This is a genomic window from Leucobacter aridicollis (genome assembly GCF_013409595.1).
In the GTDB taxonomy this organism is placed as follows: Bacteria; Actinomycetota; Actinomycetes; order Actinomycetales; family Microbacteriaceae; genus Leucobacter; species Leucobacter aridicollis.
Map to the genome: position 1 here is coordinate 2,466,496 of NZ_JACCBD010000001.1, position 20,740 is coordinate 2,487,235.

At 68.2% G+C, this 20,740-nt stretch carries 18 protein-coding genes; 9 read left to right on the forward strand and 9 right to left on the reverse strand.

Annotation, left to right across the window (positions count from 1 at the left end):
• Window positions 1-289: 289 nt before the first annotated feature.
• The 6 genes from BJ960_RS11465 to BJ960_RS11490 form a co-directional block, all read right to left on the reverse strand.
• On the reverse strand, window positions 290-1,537 hold the full coding sequence (locus BJ960_RS11465) for an alpha-hydroxy acid oxidase (RefSeq protein WP_307814597.1): 1,248 nt from the start codon (window positions 1,535-1,537) through the stop codon (window positions 290-292).
• On the reverse strand, window positions 1,534-2,259 hold the full coding sequence (locus tag BJ960_RS11470; RefSeq protein WP_185987376.1) for an ABC transporter ATP-binding protein: 726 nt from the start codon (window positions 2,257-2,259) through the stop codon (window positions 1,534-1,536). The genes BJ960_RS11465 and BJ960_RS11470 overlap by 4 nt, the downstream gene beginning before the upstream one ends.
• 2 nt (window positions 2,260-2,261) lie before the next feature.
• Window positions 2,262-3,980, reverse strand: a complete 1,719-nt coding sequence (locus BJ960_RS11475; RefSeq protein WP_121073202.1) for a branched-chain amino acid ABC transporter ATP-binding protein/permease — start codon at window positions 3,978-3,980, stop codon at window positions 2,262-2,264.
• A gap of 3 nt (window positions 3,981-3,983) precedes the next feature.
• Complete coding sequence (locus BJ960_RS11480) at window positions 3,984-4,859, reverse strand: branched-chain amino acid ABC transporter permease (protein WP_119284679.1); 876 nt, start codon at window positions 4,857-4,859, stop codon at window positions 3,984-3,986.
• Window positions 4,860-4,889: 30 nt separating this feature from the next.
• On the reverse strand, window positions 4,890-6,065 hold the full coding sequence (locus tag BJ960_RS11485; RefSeq protein ID WP_185987377.1) for an ABC transporter substrate-binding protein: 1,176 nt from the start codon (window positions 6,063-6,065) through the stop codon (window positions 4,890-4,892).
• A 190-nt stretch (window positions 6,066-6,255) separates the two neighbouring features.
• Window positions 6,256-7,872 (reverse strand): ATP-binding cassette domain-containing protein, encoded by a 1,617-nt coding sequence (locus BJ960_RS11490; protein ID WP_202229131.1) that lies wholly within the window; start codon window positions 7,870-7,872, stop codon window positions 6,256-6,258.
• A gap of 188 nt (window positions 7,873-8,060) precedes the next feature.
• Between BJ960_RS11490 and BJ960_RS17195 the strand changes: the two genes are divergently transcribed.
• The 6 genes from BJ960_RS17195 (at window position 8,061) to BJ960_RS11520 (ending at window position 13,759) form a co-directional block, all read left to right on the forward strand.
• Complete coding sequence (locus BJ960_RS17195) at window positions 8,061-8,846, forward strand: helix-turn-helix transcriptional regulator (protein ID WP_185987379.1); 786 nt, start codon at window positions 8,061-8,063, stop codon at window positions 8,844-8,846.
• A gap of 128 nt (window positions 8,847-8,974) precedes the next feature.
• Complete coding sequence (locus BJ960_RS11500; RefSeq protein WP_185987380.1) at window positions 8,975-9,988, forward strand: ABC transporter substrate-binding protein; 1,014 nt, start codon at window positions 8,975-8,977, stop codon at window positions 9,986-9,988.
• Entirely contained in the window at window positions 9,988-10,857 is an 870-nt protein-coding gene (locus tag BJ960_RS11505; RefSeq protein WP_185987381.1) for a siderophore-interacting protein, read from the forward strand. The genes BJ960_RS11500 and BJ960_RS11505 overlap by 1 nt, the downstream gene beginning before the upstream one ends.
• The gene (locus BJ960_RS11510) at window positions 10,854-11,855 is read left to right on the forward strand and encodes a FecCD family ABC transporter permease (protein ID WP_185987382.1); all 1,002 of its coding nucleotides are present in this window, start codon (window positions 10,854-10,856) and stop codon (window positions 11,853-11,855) included. The genes BJ960_RS11505 and BJ960_RS11510 overlap by 4 nt, the downstream gene beginning before the upstream one ends.
• Window positions 11,852-12,904, forward strand: coding sequence for a FecCD family ABC transporter permease (locus tag BJ960_RS11515; RefSeq protein WP_307814596.1), 1,053 nt, complete (start codon window positions 11,852-11,854; stop codon window positions 12,902-12,904). The genes BJ960_RS11510 and BJ960_RS11515 overlap by 4 nt, the downstream gene beginning before the upstream one ends.
• A gap of 36 nt (window positions 12,905-12,940) precedes the next feature.
• Window positions 12,941-13,759, forward strand: a complete 819-nt coding sequence (locus tag BJ960_RS11520; protein WP_185987383.1) for an ABC transporter ATP-binding protein — start codon at window positions 12,941-12,943, stop codon at window positions 13,757-13,759.
• Between the two features lie 39 nt (window positions 13,760-13,798).
• Here the strand turns inward: BJ960_RS11520 and BJ960_RS11525 are convergent, their stop codons facing one another.
• Both BJ960_RS11525 and BJ960_RS11530 read right to left on the reverse strand, forming a co-directional pair.
• On the reverse strand, window positions 13,799-14,812 hold the full coding sequence (locus BJ960_RS11525; RefSeq protein WP_185987384.1) for an aldo/keto reductase family protein: 1,014 nt from the start codon (window positions 14,810-14,812) through the stop codon (window positions 13,799-13,801).
• A 37-nt stretch (window positions 14,813-14,849) separates the two neighbouring features.
• Window positions 14,850-15,680, reverse strand: coding sequence for an SDR family oxidoreductase (locus tag BJ960_RS11530; protein WP_185987385.1), 831 nt, complete (start codon window positions 15,678-15,680; stop codon window positions 14,850-14,852).
• A 114-nt stretch (window positions 15,681-15,794) separates the two neighbouring features.
• On the opposite strand from BJ960_RS11530, the gene BJ960_RS11535 reads away from it, so the two are divergent.
• On the forward strand, window positions 15,795-16,373 hold the full coding sequence (locus tag BJ960_RS11535) for a hypothetical protein (protein WP_202229130.1): 579 nt from the start codon (window positions 15,795-15,797) through the stop codon (window positions 16,371-16,373).
• 17 nt (window positions 16,374-16,390) lie between these two features.
• Here BJ960_RS11535 and BJ960_RS11540 read toward each other — a convergent pair whose 3' ends face one another.
• Complete coding sequence (locus BJ960_RS11540) at window positions 16,391-18,250, reverse strand: ABC-F family ATP-binding cassette domain-containing protein (protein WP_185987386.1); 1,860 nt, start codon at window positions 18,248-18,250, stop codon at window positions 16,391-16,393.
• 182 nt (window positions 18,251-18,432) lie between these two features.
• On the opposite strand from BJ960_RS11540, the gene BJ960_RS11545 reads away from it, so the two are divergent.
• Both BJ960_RS11545 and BJ960_RS11550 read left to right on the forward strand, forming a co-directional pair.
• Window positions 18,433-18,885: a hypothetical protein gene (locus BJ960_RS11545; protein WP_185987387.1), complete on the forward strand. Its 453-nt coding sequence runs from the start codon at window positions 18,433-18,435 to the stop codon at window positions 18,883-18,885.
• A gap of 82 nt (window positions 18,886-18,967) precedes the next feature.
• Window positions 18,968-20,737, forward strand: coding sequence for a lipase family protein (locus BJ960_RS11550; protein WP_307814595.1), 1,770 nt, complete (start codon window positions 18,968-18,970; stop codon window positions 20,735-20,737).
• Window positions 20,738-20,740 lie beyond the last annotated feature (3 nt).

The following is a 20,740-nucleotide window of genomic DNA, read 5'->3' on the forward strand; positions in this document are numbered from 1 at the left end:
CCGGCCCTCAGCCACCCGCCGCCAGCTCTCAGCCACCCGCCGCCAGCCCTCAGCCACCCGCCGCAACACCTGGGATCTGCAGCATCAATGCCCGAACCGCGCCCGGACGGCATAACTATTGCAGGTCACAGGTGTACGCGCTGAAGCAACCGGCCACCGAAGCTGCGTCCGGCCACACACAACCAAACAGCTAGGAAGCGCCCGGCAGTACACGCTGAGGCCGCCAGAGTCAGCCAGACAGAACAGGAAGGGGCTGCCAGGCGACGCCCGGCAGCCCCAACTCTGAGCCCTATGCGCGGAGCGTGACCCGCCCGCGCATCTCCTGCACTGTATCGACGCCGGTCAGCTGCATCGTTCGCACGGCCTCGGAGCGCATGATCTCGAACATCCTGTCGACACCGCGCTCTCCCCCGGCCATGAGCCCGTAGAGGTAGGCGCGACCGACCATGCACGCGTCGGCGCCCAACCCGACGGCCGCAAGCACGTCAGCGCCCGACAGGATGCCGGTGTCGAGAAAGATTTGCGCCCGACCGTTGACCGCCTCGGCTACGCGCGGCAACAGTTCGAGCGGAGTTGGCGCCCGGTCGAGCTGGCGGCCGCCGTGGTTAGAGACCACGACCGCGTCGACGCCGAGCTCGACGACTCGCTTCGCGTCTTCGACGGACTGGATGCCCTTCACAACGAGAGAGCCCTCCCACTCGTCGCGCAGCCACTGCACGTCGTCGAGGCTGAGGCTCGGGTCGAACATCTTGCCGACGAGCTCGGCCACGGTGCCATCGAACGACTTCAGGCTCGCGAACTCGATCGGCTCGGTCGTGAGGATATTCGCCCACCAGTTCGGGTACAGGGCGAAGTCCACGAAGGTCTTCACGCTCAGCGACGGCGGGATCGTCAGGCCGTTGCGGGTGTCGCGCAGTCGGTTCCCTGCGACTGGGGTGTCGACAGTCAAGACGAGGGTGTCGTACCCGGCGGCGCGCACCTGGTCGATGAGCTGCTTGGTCGCTGCGCGATCCTTCCAGAGGTACAGCTGGAACCAATTGTCGCCGCTCGGCACGGCCGCCTGCAGGTCGCCTGGCGCGGTGGTTCCCATCGTCGAGAGGGTGTACGGCACCCCGGCCCCGGCAGCGGCCCGCGCGACCGCGATCTCACCTTCGTGCTGCATCATCCGGGTGAAGCCGGTCGGCGCGAGAATGAGCGGAAAGCTCGCCTCCTTGCCGAGGATCGTCGTCCTCGTGTCGACGTTCGCAACGTCGTGGAGCACGCGCGGCTCGAACTCAACGCGCGAGAACGCGTCGCGGGCCCGCCAGATCGACAGCTCTCCCTCGGCCGCGCCGTGCACGTAGTAGAACACTGACTTGGGGGTGCGCCTGCGCGCCGCCTCGGCGAGATCCTTTACGGTGAGGGCCTTCTGCAGCCGCCGCTCGACCGGATCCAACTCGGGCTTCTTGAAGCCGAGAAACGGTGAGACCTCGCTCCATTTCGGGAGCTTCCGCCTGATCTTTCGTGTTCCGAGGGAGTCGCCGCGCTCGGTCGTCACTTGTCTCCTCCACCAGTTCCCAGGTATGCCTGGATGATTCCGTCGTCTGCGAGAAGCTCGGCGCCCGTGCCGGAGCGCACGATCTCGCCATTCTGCAGAATGTGCCCCTCGTCCGCTGCCTGCAGCGCGCGGCGGGCGTTCTGCTCGACGAGCACGACGGTGGTGCCGCCGGCGCGGATCTCCTCGATGACCTTGAACACCTCGTCGACGATCTTCGGCGCGAGGCCCATCGACGGCTCGTCCATGAAGATCACCCGCGGTTCGGCGAGCATCGCCCGCCCGATCGCAAGCATCTGCTGCTCGCCGCCGGACAAGGATCCGGCGGGCAGCTGCCGCCGCTCGCCGAGCACGGGGAACCGCTCGTAGATGCCGTCGATTGCGGCCGCGGCACCGCCGCGCAGCTTCCGGGCTCCGAGCTGCAGGTTCTCGCCGATGGTCAGCGTGCTGAGCACCTGGCGCCCTTCGGGAACCTGCACGAGGCCCCGGCCCACGAGCTTGTGCGCGCCGGTCTTCGTGATGTCCTGTCCCTCGAAGAGCACCGTGCCGCTCGCGGGCTTCACGATCCCCGAGATCGCGTTGATGATCGACGACTTGCCCGCGCCGTTCGCCCCAACGAGCGTGACGAGCGACCCCGCCTGGACGTCGAACGAGACGCCGCGGACGGCCTCGACCTTGCCATAGGTCACCTTGAGGTCGGTGACGCGAAGAATTGGCTCTGCCATGGTTAGGCCTTCCCGCTTGTCGAATCGGCGCCGGGAGCTGGCTCCGCGTCGGCGTCCTGCACGGCGCCGAGGTACGCCTCGATGACGCGTTCGTCTGCCTCGATCTCGGCCGGCGTACCGCTCGCGAGGAGCTGACCGAAGTTCAGCACCGCAATGTGGTCGCACGTGCCGAGCACCATGCCGACGTTGTGCTCGATGAAGATGATTGTCAGCCCGTCGTTCGCGAGCGACCTGATGAGCTCCGACAGCGCCTCAGCCTCGACGTGGTTCATACCGGCGGCTGGCTCGTCGAGGATCAGGATCGACGGGTCGGCCGCGAGCGCGCGGGCGATCTCGAGCCGACGCTGGTCACCGTACGAGAGGCCCTTCGCCTCGACGTTCGCCTTGTCAACGAGACCGACCCGGTCGAGGCAGCGTGCCGCCTGCGCGAGCGCCGCGCGCTCGTCGCGGCGCGCCGACGGGAGCCAGATGAGGCGCCGCAGGAATGTCGGCTTCGCGACGAGGTGGGTGCCGATGAGCACGTTCTCGAGCGCGGTGAGCCTGTTGAAGAGCTTCGAATGCTGGAAGGTGCGCGTGACGCCCGCCGCAGCGATCTTATGGACCGGAGTGCGCCCGACCTCGACGCCGAGCACGGTCGCCGACCCGCTCGACGGCGGGATGAGCCCGCTAATCATGTTGACGAGCGTGGTCTTGCCGGCGCCGTTCGGGCCGATCAGACCGACAACGTCGCCGCTCCGGATCGTCAGGTCGACGCCCTGCACCGCGTGCACGCCGCCGTATTCCTTCGCGAGCGCGTCGAGCTGCACGACGACCTCGCCCTTGGCGGGGTGCGAGCGCATCGCCGCCGGAGCGGCTCCAGCGGCGGTGAGTGCCGCGACGTCGATCTTCTGCTTGCGGCGCGGGACCAGGCTCGCGATGCCGCCCGGCAGGTACAGGATCACGATGAGCAGCAGCAGGCCAGAGATGAACGGGCGCAGCCAGCCCGCCTCGATGCCGACGGCGCGCTGCAGCTCGGGCAGCATCGTCTGGAACCCGCTGCCGAGGATCGGGCCGAAGAAGTTCGTCGAGCCACCGACAACCGCGGTGACGAGCCCGTCGATCGCGGTCGAGAAGCTGAAGTCCTCCGGCGCGATGATGCGCATGAAGTACGCCCACAGCACTCCGTAGAGGCCCGCGATGGCACCGGCCGACACGAATGCCGCGAGGCGGTGGCGGCCGACGTCGATCCCGATGGAGCGAGCGGCGAGCTCGTCCTCACGGATCGCCTCGAGCGCGCGACCGTAGCGCGAGCGCCCCTGGCGCCAGAACCAGTACGCGACGACAACGAGCAGCGCCCAGGCGAGCTCCGGGCTGACGATCTTCGGCACCGACATGCCCTGAGCGCCGCCGGTCCAGGACTGGTTCAGGATGAAGATACGGATGCCCTCGGCGAACCCGAGCGTCGCGATCGCGAGGAACACGCCGCGCAGTCGCATCGTGGGGAGGCCGAGGATCACGGCGGCGAGCGACCCGACGACCATACCGATCAGGATCGCGATGATGAGCGTCGGCACCGGGCCCCAGGAGGCTGGGGTGGGGGCAAGCGTGGCCGCGACGAACGCGGCAATACCGGCGAAGCCCGCCTGGCCGAGGCTGAGCTGGCCGGCGACGAGCACCGCGTAGAACGAGTACGCGAAGATGCCGTTGAGGGCGATGAAGACGAGAACGGATTCGGTAAACATGGGTTAGACCTCACGCACCTTCCGCTTGCCGAAGATGCCCTGCGGCATGAGCAGCAGGATGACGAACAGGAGCGCGAACGCGATGAAGTCGCGCCAGCTCGACCCGATGTACTGGATCGCGAACACCTCTGCGATGCCGAGCACGAGCCCGCCGACGAGGGCGCCGGGAAGCGAGCCCATGCCGCCGACGATGATGACGGCGAGGCCCTTCAACTCGATCGCTGTCCCCATGCCGAGCTGCGCGCTGTTCACGTTGAGCGCGAACAAGACGCCGGCGACCGCGCCGAGCGCGGACGAGATGGAGAACGTCATTGCGGTCACGCGGTCAACGTTGATGCCGAGCACGCGCGCTGCGGTGGGGTTCTCGGCGACGGCGCGCATCGAGCGGCCGAGCGACGAGCGCTTCACGAGCACGTTGAGCGCGATCACGAGGCCGATGCAGATCACCACGATGGCGAGCTGCACGTAGGTGGCGCTTGCGCCGAACAGTTCGACCTTGCCCTCGGGCGCCGTGCCCTCGGGGAACCGCCGCGTCTGTGGCCCGAAGAAGGCCTGCAGCACGGCGACGATCATGCCGGCCATCGCAATTGACGCGATCAGGCCGGCAAAGTGGGCGTCGGGCCGGTTCTTGAGCGGGCGGAAGGCCACCCGCTCAATCACCAGGCCGAGGAGCGCCCCGAACACAAAGACGAGGACGAGGATCACCCAGATCGACAGCTCGAACGCTTCGGCCAGGCCGATGCCGACGAATGCCGAGGCCGCGAACACTGCTGGGTGTGCCAGGTTCAGGCGGTCAAGAATGCCGAACACCAGGGTGAAACCGATGGCGAAGAGCGCATAGATCGAGCCTATAAATAGGCCGTTGAGCAATTGCTGCATGGGTGATCCTCGTTCAGGGGTGGTGCCGGGTTAGCGCAGAACGGCGAACTTGCCGTCCTTCACGATCTGCACGACGGCGGGGTGCTCTGCGTCGCGGTTCTCGTTGATGCTGACTGCACCGAGCGGCGTAGCGACGTCCGTGAGCTGCGCGATCGAGTCGCGGAGGTCGGCGCGCTCGGCCGAGCAGTTGCTGCGGATTGCGTCGTCGATGAGGTAGAGCGCCGAGTATGCCTGAGCCGCGAACTGGTCGGGCTGCGCACCGAACTTCTCTTCGTAGGCTGCGAGGAACGCCTGGTTCTCTGCGTTGTCCGATGCCGAGTTCCACGCTGCGCCGACCACGACGCCCTCTGCAGCGTCGCCGGCGTCAGCCATGAGCTTCGGGTTGTTGAAGCCGTTGCCGCCGACGATCGGCTGGTCGATGCCGAGCTCGCGCGCCTGCGTGACGAGCGGGATAGCCGCCTCGATCAGCGCGGACACCACGATCGCGTCGGGGTTCTTGTCTTTCGCCGCGGTGAGGAGGCTGCGGAAGTCGGTGTCTGCCTTCGAGAAGGTGAGCGTGTCGAGCACCTCGACATCGGTGCCCTCGAGCGTCTCCGCCATGACCTCGTAGCCCGACTCGGTGAACGCGTCGTCGTTCGAGTACATCACGACGACCTTCTTCAGGTCGTACTCGTCGATCACCGCGTCGATGGTCTGCGGGATGACCTGCGCCTCGGTGAGCGAGTCGCGGAAGACGAACTCGCCGATGTCGGTGATCCCGCCGGCGGTCGTCGAGATGCCCATGACAGGCATGCCGGCCTCGTTGGCGATCGGCATCGCTGCGACCGCGGTGTTCGAGAGGGTCGGGCCAAGCACGATGCTCGTGTCGTCGCCGGCGAACGTCTCCATGACGCTGATGCCCTGGCGCGGCTCGGACGCATCGTCCTCGATGCTGAGCTTGTACTCGATGCCGTCGGCTTCATTGAGCTCGGCGAGTGCGAGTTCGAGGCCCTGCTGCTGCGACGCGCCGTAGCTGCCTGCGCCACCGGTCAGGCTGAGCGCCGCTCCGACCTTGACGGGGCTCTCGATTGCGCAGCTGTCTCCGGAGCCGGTGCCGACGAGGCCGCCAGCCTCTCCACCGGACTCGCCGCCTCCACCGGTGCTACAACCGGCGAGCAACAGGGCGGACGCTGACACAACTGCGGCGGCGCGAAGCTTCATCTTCATTGAGTTCTCCTAGCAGATCTCGGCACGCAAAAACGTGTGGGAATAGACGATACTGATCAGATAACGCTGGCATAACGCCCAAGGATTTATCAAAGACTCGCCGGATAACTGGCCCAGATGTGCTCAAATCGCAACATACGGGGGCTGGCGAGATGCAGAAACCCTGCGGCCGAACGCGGCCGAACGACCGTCAGGCGGCGCGTCGCCCCTGCTCCGGCGCCAACCCCTGCGGTGCGGCAATGGCTCGCACACGATCGTCGCCGAGTTGAAGTTCGCCGTCGCAGCTCGCCCCGAGCCCGGCCGCCGAGCGGGCGAACACGAGCAGCGCGACGCCATCGTTGCGTCGGGCTCGGGCACACGCCTCGAAGAACTCGGCATCGCCGCCCGCGTCTCCCCCGTCGAGGACGAGCACGCTCGGGTCGTGCGCGAGGGCACGTGCGAGCGCGAGCCTGAGCTGTTCGGCGCGCGACAGGTCGCAGACGCGTTCGAGCAGGATCGCCGGGCTGAGGTCAGCGAGCTGCAGGAGCGTCGATACCCGCGTGCCAACCGCGCTCGATGATGCCGCGGGCCGCGCTCGCCTGATCGCACGCCTCAGCTGCGTGCGCACGGTGTGTGTCTCCGCGGTCGCACGGTCGGAGGAGTATGCAACGAGCTGGATGGCTCGGCGTTGATCCGGCGTTCGCGCGGCGGCGCGTGCCTCCTGCGCCACGCCTCCCAGGCGCAGTTCGCCGCCGATGCGCAGCGCCGCGCTCGGGCTCAGACCGCCGACGATGGCGAGCGCGAGCATACTCTTGCCGCTCCCGCTGGGTCCCGTGACGGCGAGCGAGTCTCCCCTGCCGAGCGTGAGCGACAGTGGCGCTGTCGCTCCGGGCCCCGCCGGGAGCGCGACAGACAGCCCGCGCAGTTCGAGCGCGGGGCTTCCGAGCAGCGCGCCCGCCTGCATCACGGCCCGGCTGCGCGCGCCATGCGCCCCGGGCACGGTCTGGCGGGAGCCCGGCACGGGAGTACCGGTGCCGCGTGGTCGCGTCGCGTCCTGGGAGCGGCCTGCAGGCCCCGCGGAAGCCTGCGCCGGCGGCGCGGCCACGGCGCGCGCGATCGAGCTCTCCGGCCGGAACGTCTCAACGACCTGACCGTCCTCAAGGACAGATATCTCGTCAGCGAAGCGCTGCGCGAGCTCAAGGTCCCTGGTGAGCACGACGACGGTCGTGCGGATTGCGCGCCGCATCCCTGCGAGCGCGCCGATGACCTCGGCGGCGGTGGCACGGTCGAGTCCGGCGAGCGGCTCGTCGAGAACGACGAGCTTCGGCGCGCCAGCGCTGACGGGTCGCACGAGGGCCTGCGCGAGCGCGACCCGACGCCGGAGTCCCGGCGAAAGCTGACGGGGTTCGCGGTCGAGGACGCGCGGATCGTTCATGCCGAGCCGCGCGAGCGCCGCGTGGAGCGTGAGGTCGTCGAACGAGGCCCCGGGGAATCGTGCGGTGATGGCGGAGGCGAGTGCGTCGCGGACCGTGGTGGCGCCGCCAAGTTCCGCTTCGGGATCCTCGCCGAGCCAGGCGACGTGCGCAGACGTCTCGGCCGCGGCCGCGCGGTCGAGCGGATCGAACCCGCCGACGCTGACGCTGCCCGCCGTCCGGTTCAGGCCAGGGCAGAGTGCGCCCCTGAGCGCCCAGCCGAGCACGGTCTTGCCCGAGCCCTTGCCGCCGACGATGGCGCGCACCCGACCGTGTTCGATCCGCGTCGAGAGGTTGCGGAGCACAGGCCGCTCCGCCCCTGCGGCACCGACAGAAAGCCGTTCGCACGTGATCATGTCTCCCCTAACGAGCGCGGCCGCTTCGATCCGCCCAGCATTCGTGCCGAACTTGCGCGGCACCGCAATTCATCTGATGATTGTTCTAGCCAGATGGTAGCACCAAGTTAGGTAAACCTCACCCACGTCTGATGTAGTCGCTCTCGCGGCGCTCGGTCGCCTGGCGCAACTCACCAAAGGACCGCTCCGTGACAGCAACCATGATCGTCCCCAGCGTGCCGCCGGGATTCCTCCTCACGACGATTGATTACGACGTCGAACGCTCGACGTCCTGGCACGAACACGCGCACCACCAGCATGAACTTCTCTGGTCCGAGGGCGGCATTGTGACGCTCGAGGCAGACGGGCGGGCCTGGTCGATCCCGCCGGCGCTTGGGGTGTGGATTCCGGCGGATATTCCCCACCGCGCATCCACCGTTGGCGCAGCGCGGGTGCGCGCCACCTACCTCACGGGCATCGAGGGGCACATGACCGCGGTCCCCCAGGCCGTGATGGGGATCGCGTTGAGCGACGCGCTCCGCATCCTCCTCCTGCACAATCTGCAGGCAAACCTCGACGCACAGGCCCGGTTGCGGCTCCAACGAGTCATCCTCGATCTCCTTGCACCGGCGCCCACGACCTCGTTCGACCTGAGCATGCCGTCGAGCCCGCACCTGCGCTCGATCGCCGACGCGGTGCTCGCAGACCCGGCCGACAAGCGCACGACCGCGACCTGGGCGCGCCTGCTCGGCATGCACGAGCGCACGCTCGCGCGCCAGTTCGAGGGCGAGACCGGCATCACGTTCACGCAGTGGCGTATCCTCGCCCGGCTCCAGGTCGCGATCCGGGAGCTTGCGAACGGCGAGGCCGTGGTGTCGATTTCCCGACGCCTCGGGTACCGGAATCCGTCGACCTTCATCGAGCACTTTCGCTCGCTCACCGGCCAGACACCGGCCGAGTACGCACGCGCCCGGGGACCACTGACGCAAGTCTGAGCGTACGAAAACCGGCACAAGTTGTCGCCAAACCAGAACGGCGCCACCGCTACGGTTACTTAGGTCAACCTAAGTTTCATCCGATGTGACAACATCCCGCCGCGTCGGAAACCATCTCCAGGAGTCTCATGTCGTCCTTCACCTCAGCCCGCGTCACGGGCAGGGTCGTCACCGCTGTCCTCGCGTCTGCCGCTGCCCTCGCGCTCTCCGCCTGCGGCGCCGCCACCACTGCGAGCGACGAAGCGCCGGGTAGCCGCGTCTACGAGAGCGAGTTCGGCGACGTCACGCTCCCCGAGAAGATTGAGCGCATCGTCTCCGTCGATTTCTACACCCCGGCCGCGCTCATGGACGTAGGAGTGACTCCGGTCGGAGTCGTGAACAGCTACTTCACGGACACCGACGGCGATGCGATCCCCGTCGACTACAGTGACAAGATTCGCGCGTCCGACGCCCAGTCGATCGGCGAGTACTACGAACTCAACCTCGAGGCCATCGTGCAGGCGAAGCCAGATCTCGTGGTCGCGACACAGGACTTCCTCCCGCTTGACGACCCGATGCGCGCTGAGATCGAGAAGATCGCCCCGATCGTCACGTTCAACGCCCGCGACGGCGAGGCATGGCGCACACGCTCAGTCGAGCTCGCGAAGATCATGGGCAAAGAGGACCTGGTCGCGCCACTGCAGGAGAAGTACAACGAGCGGCGCGACGAGATCAAGGCGAAGTACGCTGACATGCTCGCCGACAACGCGATCACGGTCGCGGCGCCCGGCGAGACCGAGTGGGGCACCTACTCGGACAAGCACTTCATGACCCCGATTCTCCGCGACCTCGGCGCGACATTCCGTGAGCAGCAAGAGGACGAGGTCACCACCGACGGCTTCCCCGAGTGGTTCTCGTACGAGGAGCTGGGGCGGCTGTCGAACGCCGACATTATCTTCACCTTGCAGAACACCCCGCAGGAGCAGCTCGACGCGCTCGCGAAGAACACGCTGTGGACGAATCTGCCCGCGGTGCAGCACGGGATGGTCTTCGACTACATCAACCTCGGCCCGACGGGCTCATTCGGCTGGGCAATGCAGAACCTCGACAGTCTCGAGGCGCTGTTCGCAGAGGTGCAGGCGAAGATCGACGCGCGGGCGTGATGGACGACCTGTACATCGGCGAGGTGACGCGCACCACCCGGCTCACGCCGGGGATGGTGCGCGTCACCCTTGGCGGGCCCGGTCTCAGCGGGTTCCCTACCACGGGGATCGGCGACGAATTCGTCCGCGTGCGCTTCCCCGGCGCCGACGGAGCGCTCCACCTGCCAACGCTCGACGAGTCAGGCACCTGGCGGGAACCCGAACACGACTCGCACATCGAGCCGTACACGATCAGGCGGCACGACCGTGCATGCGGCGAACTCGATATCGACTTCGTCGTCCACGGGCACGGGCAGGCGGGCCAGTGGGCGGCGGCGGCGCGACCCGGGGAACGCGTGGCGTTCCACTCGCCCCGCGGCCTCTACGAGCCGCCTGCAGACGCACGGACCCAGCTGTTCGTCACCGACGCGACCGGTATGCCCGCGCTCTCCCGGCTCGCCGAACAACTCTCCGAGGGTGTGCACGCCGTCGCCGCGATCGAGATCGCGGAGGCCTCGCACCGGATCGACTTCCACAGCGATCGCATGCAGGTCGAGTGGATCGTCGGCCGGGGCAATGGCGTCGCCCCGAGCGCGATGACGGAGGCGCTGCGGGCGCTCCCGATCTCGGATGACTGCTACGTCTGGGTCGCGGGCGAAGCGGGCGAGCTCAGGGAGGCACGGCGCTATCTCCGCCACGAACGCGGCCTCGACCCCCGGCAATACGCGGTCATCGGCTACTGGCGGGACAGGCAGGAGGAGTGGCTCGGCCGCTACGACGCGCTCGATGTGGGGACCGTCGCCGCGCTCGCGGCGGTCTGGGATTCGCCAGTTGACGAGGAGGAAAAACGGGATCTGTACGATTCGAAGCTCGACGAGCTCGGGCTGTGAACGGTACCGCACGGCAGCCACTCTTCCTTGCCGCCGCGATCGCGTTCATCGCGCTCACGCTCGCGCTCAGTGTGTCGGTTGGCGCACGCCCGATCTCACTTGACGACGTGTGGCGGGTGCTGTGGCACCCGGACGGGAGCGAGGAAGCCTACATCGTCACCGAGATGCGCGCGCCGCGCGCCGCGCTCGCCCTACTCCTCGGGGCGGCACTCGGCGTCGCCGGCGCCCTGATCCAGGCGCTCACCCGCAACCCGCTCGCCGACACGGGCATTCTCGGTGTCGGCGCAGGCAGCAGCTTCGCCGTTGTCGTGGGCGTCGCGTTCTTCGGGGTCTCCGCAATTTCTCAGTACCTGTGGTTCAGCTTCGCCGGCGCGATCCTCGTGACGCTCCTCGTCTACGCGCTGGGCTCCGCAGGGTCGCTCGGTGCGACGCCCATCCGGCTCACGCTTGTTGGCGTCGCCCTCGGCGCGCTGCTGTCAGGGTTCACCTCGGCGGTCGTCATGCTGAATCCCGACGTGTTCGACGACCTCCTGCGATGGAATGCGGGCTCGCTCGCGGGCCGGGGGTGGTCGACGCTCGGCGCGGTCTGGATCCCGATCGCGCTGGGCCTCGCACTCTCCCTCGCGGTCGGCCGCCCGCTCAACGCGATCGCGCTCGGGGATGACGCGGCGTCTGCGCTCGGCGCGAGCGTCCTGCGCACCCGCGTCGTTGTCATCGTCGCGGTGACGCTGCTCGCTGGCGCCGCGGCCGCGGCCGCAGGCCCGATCGGATTCGTCGGGCTGATGGTGCCGCACGTTGTCCGGTGGTTCACCGGGCCAGACCAGCGCTGGATCATCCCGTTCTCCGCCCTCGGCGCGGCCCTGCTGCTCCTCGCGTCAGACGTCGTCGGACGAGTGGTGCTCGCCCCGAAAGAGCTGGAGGTTGGCATCGTCACCGCGTTCCTCGGTGCCCCGGTCCTGATTGCCCTCGCGCGCCGGAAAAATGTGAGTGCATTGTGACCGACAGCCAGGTGAATTTTGGCTACGCAGCCCTCTCCGTCCAGCGTCCGAGGCTCTCATGGCGGGCCGCACGGCGCTCGGTGATCGTCGTGGTCGTGCTCGCGGCGCTCACCGCCGCCGTCATCGTCGCCTCGGTTGCGACCGGCACCTACACGCTCACCCTCGAAGAGGTCCTCGGCGGCGTGCTCGGGACCGCCGACGAGGGCACCGTGCTCGTCGTCCGCGAGTGGCGCCTCCCCCGCGCACTGCTCGCCGCGCTCTTCGGCATCGCCCTCGGCATGAGCGGCGCGATCTTCCAGTCGCTCACCCGCAACCCGCTCGGCTCGCCCGACGTCATCGGCTTCGCCTCGGGCTCCTACACCGGCGCACTGGTCGTGCTCTTGGTGACGGGCGGAGGCTACTTCGCGGTCGCAACGGGCGCCCTCGTCGGCGGGATCGTGACGGCGTTCGCCGTGTTCGCGCTCGCGTATCGGCGAGGGGTGCAGGGGTTCCGGCTCATCATCGTCGGAATCGGCGTCTCGGCGATGCTCGCCGCCGTCAATACCTACCTCATGCTCAGGGCAAGCACCGGCGAGCAGCTCACCGCCGCAGTCTGGGGCAGCGGCTCGCTCAACGGTCTCACGGTCGCGACGCTCGCTCCCGCCGCCGCCGTATTCCTTGCGTTGCTCATCCCTGCGATCGCGCTCTCGCCAGCGCTCCGCGTGCTCGAACTCGGCGACGACGCGGCTGGGTCGCTCGGATCCCGCCCTGACTGGGTCAGGCTTGCCGCGATCCTGATCGGCGTCGCGCTCGTCGCCCTCGTCACCGCATCCGCCGGCCCGATCGCGTTCATCGCGCTCGTCGCGCCACAGATCGCCCGCAGGCTCACGAGGGCGGCAGGAGTCGGCGTCGTCGCCGCCGGGGCGACGGGCGCACTGTTGCTCGTCGTGAGCGACTTCATCGGCCAGCGGCTCTTCGCGCCGATGCAGCTCCCCGTGGGCATCGTGACGGTGTCCGTCGGCGGCCTCTACTTCGTGTGGCTGCTCGTGCGCGAGACCCGTCGTCGCTAGCCGTTACTCATTCCCCGACTTACGAGAAAGCCCCACATGGACACCCTGCATTCTGCGCCCGCAGCTCACCCTTCCCGGCTGCACGCGAAGGATCTCACGCTCGGCTACGACAAGCGCGTCATCTCCAGCCAGTTGAACGTCGAGATCCCTGACGATTCGTTCACGGTGATCGTCGGCCCGAACGCCTGCGGCAAATCGACGCTGCTGCGCGCCCTCTCGCGGCTGCTCCGGCCTGCCGCCGGGGCAGTCGTGCTCGACGGCCGCGCCATTCACGAGCGCAAGGCGAAGGCATTCGCAAGGGAGGTAGGCCTGCTGCCGCAATCGTCCCTCTCCCCCGACGGGATCGTCGTCGCCGACCTCGTGTCGCGCGGCCGCTACCCACACCAGGGGATCGTGCGGCAGTGGTCGAGCGACGACGCGCGCGCTGTCAGCGAGGCGCTCGCAGCGACCCACACGACAGAGCTCTCAACGCGGCTTGTGGACGAGCTCTCAGGCGGCCAGCGGCAGCGAGTGTGGGTCGCGATGGCGTTGGCCCAGGAGACCCCGATCCTGCTCCTTGACGAGCCGACTACGTTCCTCGACATCGCGCACCAGATCGGGCTCCTCGAGCTGTTCCGGGCGCTCCACGCGAGCGGGCGCACGCTCGTCGCCGTCCTCCACGATCTCAACCACGCCGCGCGCTACGCGACCCACATCATCGCCATGCGCGATGGCGACGTCGTCGCCGCGGGCGCACCGAGGGACATCATCACCCCCGAGCTTGTGCGTGAGGTCTTCGATCTCGAGTGCGTCGTCGTGCCAGACCCCGTGAGCGGCAGCCCGCTCGTCGTGCCGATCGGCACCGCGAGCGCGTAGGGCGGGCGGTGCCCCGCAGCGCCCGCTCGGCAGCGGCAGCTAGCTCAGGCGCGTCTTCGGCGACACCGTGTAAGTGTGCTCTGGGTCGCTGTTGACCACGTCCCCGAGCGCCTCGTCGATGGCAGCGAGGGTCGCTGCGTCGAGCGTGACGCCCGACGCCTTCACGGTGTCGGCGAGCTGCTCGGGCCTGGACGCGCCAACGAGCGCCGACGCGACGTTTGGGTGCTGCAGCACCCACGCGATTGCAAGCTGTGGCATCGTGAGCCCCGCTTCCTCAGCGATGAGCTTCAGCCGCTGCACGGCGACGAGCAGCTCCTCTCGGAGAAAATCGTGGATGAACCTCGCGCCGCTCCGCTCGTCGGTCGCGCGCGACCCCGCGGGGAGCGGCTGGCCCGGCTGGTACTTGCCGGTGAGCACTCCCTGCGCCATCGGCGACCACACAATCTGCGAGATGCCGAGCTCCTCGGACGCTGGCACGACCTTGCCTTCAATGACCCGCCAGAGCATCGAGTACTGTGGCTGGTTCGAGATGAGCTGGATCCCGAGCTGTTTCGCGAGCGCGTGGCCCTCACGCAGCTGCTCCGCCGTCCACTCCGACACCCCGATGTACAGCGCCTTGCCCTGGCGCACGATGTCGGCGAACGCCTGGAACGTCTCTTCGAGCGGCGTCTCATAGTCGAACCTGTGCGCCTGGTACAGGTCGACGTAGTCGGTGCCGAGCCGAGTCAGCGAGCCGTTGATCGACTCAAAGATGTGTTTCCGGCTCAGCCCCGTGTCGTTCGGTCCCTTGGCTCCGACCGGGAAGTAGCACTTCGTGAAGATCTCGAGCCCCTCGCGCCGCTGCCCAGCGAGCGCCTTGCCGAGTACAACCTCGGCGCCCTGGTTCGCATAGGTGTCCGCGGTGTCGAAGGTCGTGATTCCTGCGTCGAGCGCCGCATGCACCGTCTTCGTCGCTGCCTCGTCGGCGACCTGCGAGGCGTGGGTGATCCAGTTGCCGTAGGTGATCTCCGAGACCTTGAGGCCGCTGTTTCCGAGGTAGCGATAGTTGACCATGTGCCAACGCTAATACCGCTACCCCGGGAACGGAACCCTAGTCCAGGAAGATGTCAGGGCGCAGCTCGCTGTCCGGGGTTCCGGGCACCGCCGCGTAGCCGGAGAAGTCGGTGACGCCCTCGCCGCGCAGCACGTCCTCTGCGATGAGGGACTGGCCGGTGTATTCTGCCGCTGGCTTCGTGAGCACCGCGTACGCCGCGTCGGCATAGACCGCAGCCGTCCGGCTCGCCGCCATCACCTTGTCGCCACCGAGCAGGTTCTGCACGGCAGCGGTCGCGACGGTGGTCGCCGGCCACAGCGTGTTCGCCGCGACTCCCGCCTTCGCGAACTCAGCCGCCATGCCAAGCGTCGCCATCGTCATGCCGTACTTCGCGAGCGTGTACCCCGTGTGCGCACCAAGCCACTTGGGGTCGAGGTTCAGGGGCGGCGAGAGCGACAGGATGTGGGGGTTCTCGGCCTGCTGCAGGAGCGGGAGCGCCGCGCGCGAGAGCATGAACGTGCCGCGCACGTTCACGTCCTGCATGAGATCGTACTTCTTCGGGCCCAGGTCGAGCGTTCCCGACAGGTCAATGACACTCGCGTTGTTCACGACAATGTCGATCCCGCCGAACTCGGCGCGCGCCTGCTCGACGGCCGACGCGATGTCCTCGTCGCTGCGCACGTCGCCGACAATCGCGAGCGCGTTGCCGCCAGCCGCGCGGATCTCGTCGGCGGCGGTGTGGATCGTTCCGGCGAGCTTCGGATGCGGGGTGTCGGTCTTCGCAAGCATCGCGACGTTCGCCCCGTCAGCCGCGGCGCGCAGCGCGATCGCAAGCCCGATTCCCCGGCTACCGCCAGACATGAGGATCGTCTTCCCTGCCAGTGTCATAGCTACTCCTTTGTGCTGTGGTTCTCAGCGCAAGTCTGGCACGCGCGCCACAAATGCGCGAACGTTGCGTGCAGATCGTGCACTCAGCACATCAGCGCCTGACAGTATTGGTGCATGTCGCACGATGCACAGCCCGATCAGCCCTGCGCCGACCTCCGCTACCCGTACGGCTCGACCGCGGCCCCGACCACGTCGCACATCGATGCGGGCGCGCTCACCACGCACCGGTTCGCGGACGGCGGCGCGTACCCGCCGTCGTACCGCGCATTCGTCGAGCAGTACGGCTGGGCGCGCACGTTCGGACTCTGGCTGATCTACCCGCCGGTGCGCGACGGCTTCGCCGACGGGCGGCGCCGCGCCGAACGTCTCACCGACAGGTTCCGTGCCGTCTACCGCGACGGCCAGGCTGAGGGCTTCGATTGGCTCGTCGAACCTGACGGCACGTGGAAGGTCGCGGAGACGCTTGAGGTGTTCGGGTGGAGCGAAAACGGCGACGCGCTGCTCTGGGACGTTTCTGCACGCTCCCACGCCGGAGAGCTTCCCGTGTGGCTCTCAACGGGTCTGGACTCGCTCACGCTACTCGGGGGCGACCTTGTCGAGGCACTCGCGGTGCTTGCGGCGAGCGCCTCGACCGGCCCCTCAGCAACCGACGCGGCTCGAGCGATCGAACCGGTCGCGGCGGCGCGGCTGTAGCGCCGCGGCCCGGGGCCTTACCCGAGCGCTTCCGACAGCTCCAGCCAGCGCTCCTCGAGGCTCTCGACCTCTGCCTCGAGCGCGGTGATCTTCGCCATCTCGGCGTTCAGCAGCGCATAGTCCGCCTGGTCGAGGGTCGCGAGTCCGTCGCGGGACTTCGCGATGTCGCCCTGCAGCTTCTCCATCTTCCGCTCCACCGACGACAGCTCTTTCTGGGCGTCGCGGAGCTCACGGCCCGAGAGCTTCGGCTGCGCGGGCTGGGCCGTCTTCGAGGCCTGCGAACCAGCGGAGGAGGAGGTCTGCTTCGTTCCCCCGCCCGCGGCGGCTGCCTCCTTCGCGCGCTCCTCGGCCTGGCGCAGCTTCAGGTATTCGTCGACACCGTTCGGGAGGTGCCTGAGCCGCCTATCGAGGATCGCGTACTGCTGATCTGTCACGCGCTCAAGGAAGTAGCGGTCGTGCGAGACGACGATGAGGGTGCCCGGCCACGAGTCGAGCAGGTCCTCCATCGCCGCGAGCATGTCGGTGTCGAGGTCGTTCGTCGGCTCGTCGAGGATGAGCACGTTCGGCTGATCGAGCAGGATCAGGAGCAGCTGCAGGCGCCGCTTCTGGCCGCCCGAGAGATCCTTCACGGGCGTCGACAGCTGCGCGCTCGTGAATCCCATGCGTTCGAGCAGCTGCCCAGGAGTGAGGTCCTGCGCCTTCGAGCCGGAGCCGACGGTGAAGCTCGTGCGCAGCCGCCCGATGACGACGCGCACCGGCTCGTTCAGGTGCGCCTCGAGCTCGTCGAGGCGCTGCGTGAGCTGCGCGACCTTCACGGTCTTGCCGGTCTTCACGGTGCCGCTCGTCGGCTCGACCGCGCCCGAGATGAGCCCGAGCAGCGTCGATTTGCCCGCACCGTTCACGCCGAGGATGCCGGTGCGCTCGCCCGGGGCGAGCCGCCACTCGACGTCGCGCAGCACCTCGCGGGGTTCCCCCGAAACCGGGTCGGTGTACGAGACGCCGACATCGAGGATGTTGACGACCTCCTTGCCGAGGCGCGAGACGGCCATCGACTGCAGTGACACCTTGTCGCGGATCTCGGGCACGTCGGCGATGAGTTCGTTCGCGGCGTCGATCCTGAACTTGGGCTTCGCGGTGCGCGCTGGCGCGCCGCGCCGGAGCCAGGCGAGCTCCTTGCGCGCGAGGTTCTGTCGCTTCTGCTCGACGACGGCGGCCTGCCGGTCGCGCTCGACGCGCTGCAGAATGTAGGCCGCATACCCGCCTTCGAACGGCTCGACGATCCTGTCGTGCACCTCCCAGGTCGCGGTGCAAACCTCGTCGAGGAACCACCGGTCGTGCGTGACGACGAGCAGCGCGCCCTGCCCATTCGGCCAGCGGCGTTTCAGGTGCTCCGCGAGCCAGGCGACGGCCTCGACGTCGAGGTGGTTCGTCGGCTCGTCGAGAAACAGCACGTCCCAGTCACCAACGAGGAGTCGGGCGAGCGCGACGCGTCGACGCTGGCCGCCCGACAGCGACTCGAGCTCGGCGTCCCACGGCAGGTCTGAGACGAGTCCCGCGATGACCTCGCGCACCTTTGGATCGCCAGCCCACTCGTACTCGGGGGTGTCACCGACGATCGCATTGCCGACGGTCTCACCGTCGTCGAACTGATCTGCCTGGTCGAGCACCCCGATCGTGGTGCCGCCGCGATAGGTGACGCGGCCGGAATCGGGCTCGCGCCGCCCGGCAAGCATCATGAGCAGCGAGGACTTGCCGTCGCCGTTGCGGCCGACGATTCCGATGCGATCCCCCTCGTCGACGCCGAGGGTCACCGAGTCAAACACCGTCTTCGTGGGCACCTCAAGATGCAGGGCCTCAGCCCCGAGAATATGCGCCATACCTGCCTCAATAGTCGCGTGGATCCCCCGACGCAGTCGATCGCCACGGGCGTCGCCGCCCGATACGCGGCGCGCGTCGGAAGGAGTACCTATCGAGAATAGTCGACTGGCCTGTGTGCCGGGGGGGCCGGAGCTTCAGGGCTCGGCCGATCGATGCTGTGCGCCGCCGGTACGCTTGCCGTATGACCGCGCACCCAGACGTCACCCACCCGACCCTTGGCACGCTGAGCCGCTCATCGTTCACGCTCACCGACGGCGATGTCCACTTCATGGACAGCTACGGCGGCGAGATTGAGGTCGCCGGGGCAACCATCGAACTGCTCGTCGAAAGCAGTGATCCGAAGGTCGTGGAGGCCCTCGCCGAGCGGCTCGCCGCCGCCCTCGCGCAGCTGCCCGCGCTCGTGCGGCGCTCCACCGACGCGATCGTCACCGAGTTCGGCGATGAGGATCCCACGGAGTCAGACCGCGAGGAGGCAGCCAGAGGCCTTGCGCTGCAGACCCTCGCGGCATCGCCCGGCGGCGGACTCGTGCTGCACTTTGACGATACAACGGGCGAGCACTTCCCGGAGGGCTACTGGCCCGCCGTCTACCTTGGGGGCGAGAACGAGGTACTCGATGTCGCCGTGGAGGCGTGACTGCGCGGTAGTCTGAACGCGTCATACCGAACGCATTGCCCGCTCGACCCGGGGCGACGCCGAGCCATGTGAGGGCAACGAAGTGCCGCTGAAATCCACGATCACCGCCTCACTCTCGTCGTTCGCAGTGCCTGTGCGTGCGCTTATCGGCGTCGCCGGCGTCGTTCTCGGCGTGCTACTCGTATTGGCACCACTCTCCACACACCAGATCGCCGTGGTCACCGGCATCGGCTTGGCGCTCGCTGGAATTGCTGCGGCGCTGCTGCCAACGATCGACGGCTTCACCCGCGTCTCCGCGCGCGTCTTCGGGGCAGTGCTATTCCTGCTCGGCGCAATCATCGCGGTGTGGCCCGCTGGCGGCGCCCCGTGGATCGCGTTCATCGTCGGTGCGTCGCTCATCGGCCACGGCGTCTTGCAGACCGTCCAGGTGATCCGACACGGCGGAGACCAGCGCGCGACGAGCGTCATCATCGCGCTCGCGAGCATCGTCTTCGGAGTCGTCGCGCTGTCGTGGCCCGTGCTCACCCTGACGTTTTTCAGACTCGGAGTCGGCGCCTGGTTCGTGTTCTTCGGACTGCAACTCGTCCTGGCTGCGCTGTATCGGCGGACGCCAGAGCAGAAGCGGCAGCGCGGCAAACTTGCCCGCTGGTCGCGCACCATCGGCGCAAGCCTCGCGCTTGTGCTTGCCGTCGCCGTTGCGCTCGGCTCGAACTGGGCGCTCGGCGGCGTCCCCCTCCCGCAGCCTGGAGCCTTCTACGACCCGCCGACGAGCGTGCCCTCGGAGCCTGGCAAGCTCATCCGTTCGGAGCCGCTGCGGGAGGGCGTGCCCCGCGGCGCCGACGCCTGGCGCATCCTCTACACGACCACGAACACGGACGGCTCACCGGCGGTCTCCAGCGGCACGATTGTGGCGCCGAAGGCGAGGGGCGAGGACCCCCTGCAACTCCTCTCGGTCGCGCACGGAACCACCGGCGTCGCGGCGAAGTGTGCCCCGTCGCTGAGCGCGACCCCGTTCGCAGACGGCGCTGGGGCAGCCCTCGAGCAGCTCGTCGTCGACAATGGCTGGGCCGCGGTCACGTCGGACTACATTGGGCTGGGTACCGCTGGCGCGCACCCCTATCTCATCGGGGACTCGGAGGCCCGCAACGTTCTGGACGCGGCCAGAGCCGCCCAGGAGTTCTCCGAGGTGTCGGTCACGAGCGAGACCGTCGTCTGGGGTCACTCGCAGGGCGGGCAGGGATCGCTGTGGACAGGGCAGCTCGCCGAGCGCTACGCTCCCGACGTCACCGTGCAGGGCATCGCGGCATTCGCGCCGGCTGCCGACCTGTTCGGGCTCGCCGAGGTGAACAAGAACGACGCGGCAGGAAAGACTGTCTCGGCGTACATCGCAGCCACCTGGGGCGAGCTCTACCCGCAGCTGAATCTCGCCGCGCAGCTCACGCCCGGATCGGCGCGCGGCGTCGAGCAGATCAAGGACCTGTGCTTCAACGGGCAGGACGTGCTTGCTGCGATCCTCCACGGCACGCAGGTGCCGAACCAGATCTTCCCCGACAGCCTGCTCGACGGCGAGTTCGGCGACCTGCTCAGGGCGCAGACCCCCGTCGGGCCGTTCCCTGCCCCTGTGCTCGTGGCCCAGGGCCTCGCGGACCCGCTCGTTCGACCCGAGCAACAGCGCGAGTGGGTTGCCGACCGCTGCGCCGCAGGGGCCGAGATCGACTACCGGGAGTTTGCGGGGCTCGACCACCTCTCGCTCGTTGCTGCTGACTCTCCGCTCACCCCGGAACTCGTCGAGTGGACGCTGGCACGGGCTGCCGGCGAGCCTGCAACCCCAAACTGTAACGCGCTGCCCTAGGGA

Coding starts and splice junctions, on each gene's coding strand:
- BJ960_RS11470 (WP_185987376.1), bottom strand. CDS start 2,259: ATGGCAGAGCCAATTCTTCGCGTCACCGACCTCAAGGTGACCTATGGC.
- BJ960_RS11530 (WP_185987385.1), bottom strand. CDS start 15,680: ATGACACTGGCAGGGAAGACGATCCTCATGTCTGGCGGTAGCCGGGGA.
- BJ960_RS11475 (WP_121073202.1), bottom strand. CDS start 3,980: ATGTTTACCGAATCCGTTCTCGTCTTCATCGCCCTCAACGGCATCTTC.
- BJ960_RS11490 (WP_202229131.1), bottom strand. CDS start 7,872: ATGATCACGTGCGAACGGCTTTCTGTCGGTGCCGCAGGGGCGGAGCGG.
- BJ960_RS11545 (WP_185987387.1), top strand. CDS start 18,433: ATGACCGCGCACCCAGACGTCACCCACCCGACCCTTGGCACGCTGAGC.
- BJ960_RS11540 (WP_185987386.1), bottom strand. CDS start 18,250: ATGGCGCATATTCTCGGGGCTGAGGCCCTGCATCTTGAGGTGCCCACG.
- BJ960_RS11520 (WP_185987383.1), top strand. CDS start 12,941: ATGGACACCCTGCATTCTGCGCCCGCAGCTCACCCTTCCCGGCTGCAC.
- BJ960_RS11535 (WP_202229130.1), top strand. CDS start 15,795: ATGTCGCACGATGCACAGCCCGATCAGCCCTGCGCCGACCTCCGCTAC.
- BJ960_RS11525 (WP_185987384.1), bottom strand. CDS start 14,812: ATGGTCAACTATCGCTACCTCGGAAACAGCGGCCTCAAGGTCTCGGAG.
- BJ960_RS11485 (WP_185987377.1), bottom strand. CDS start 6,065: ATGAAGATGAAGCTTCGCGCCGCCGCAGTTGTGTCAGCGTCCGCCCTG.
- BJ960_RS11505 (WP_185987381.1), top strand. CDS start 9,988: ATGGACGACCTGTACATCGGCGAGGTGACGCGCACCACCCGGCTCACG.
- BJ960_RS11480 (WP_119284679.1), bottom strand. CDS start 4,859: ATGCAGCAATTGCTCAACGGCCTATTTATAGGCTCGATCTATGCGCTC.
- BJ960_RS11500 (WP_185987380.1), top strand. CDS start 8,975: ATGTCGTCCTTCACCTCAGCCCGCGTCACGGGCAGGGTCGTCACCGCT.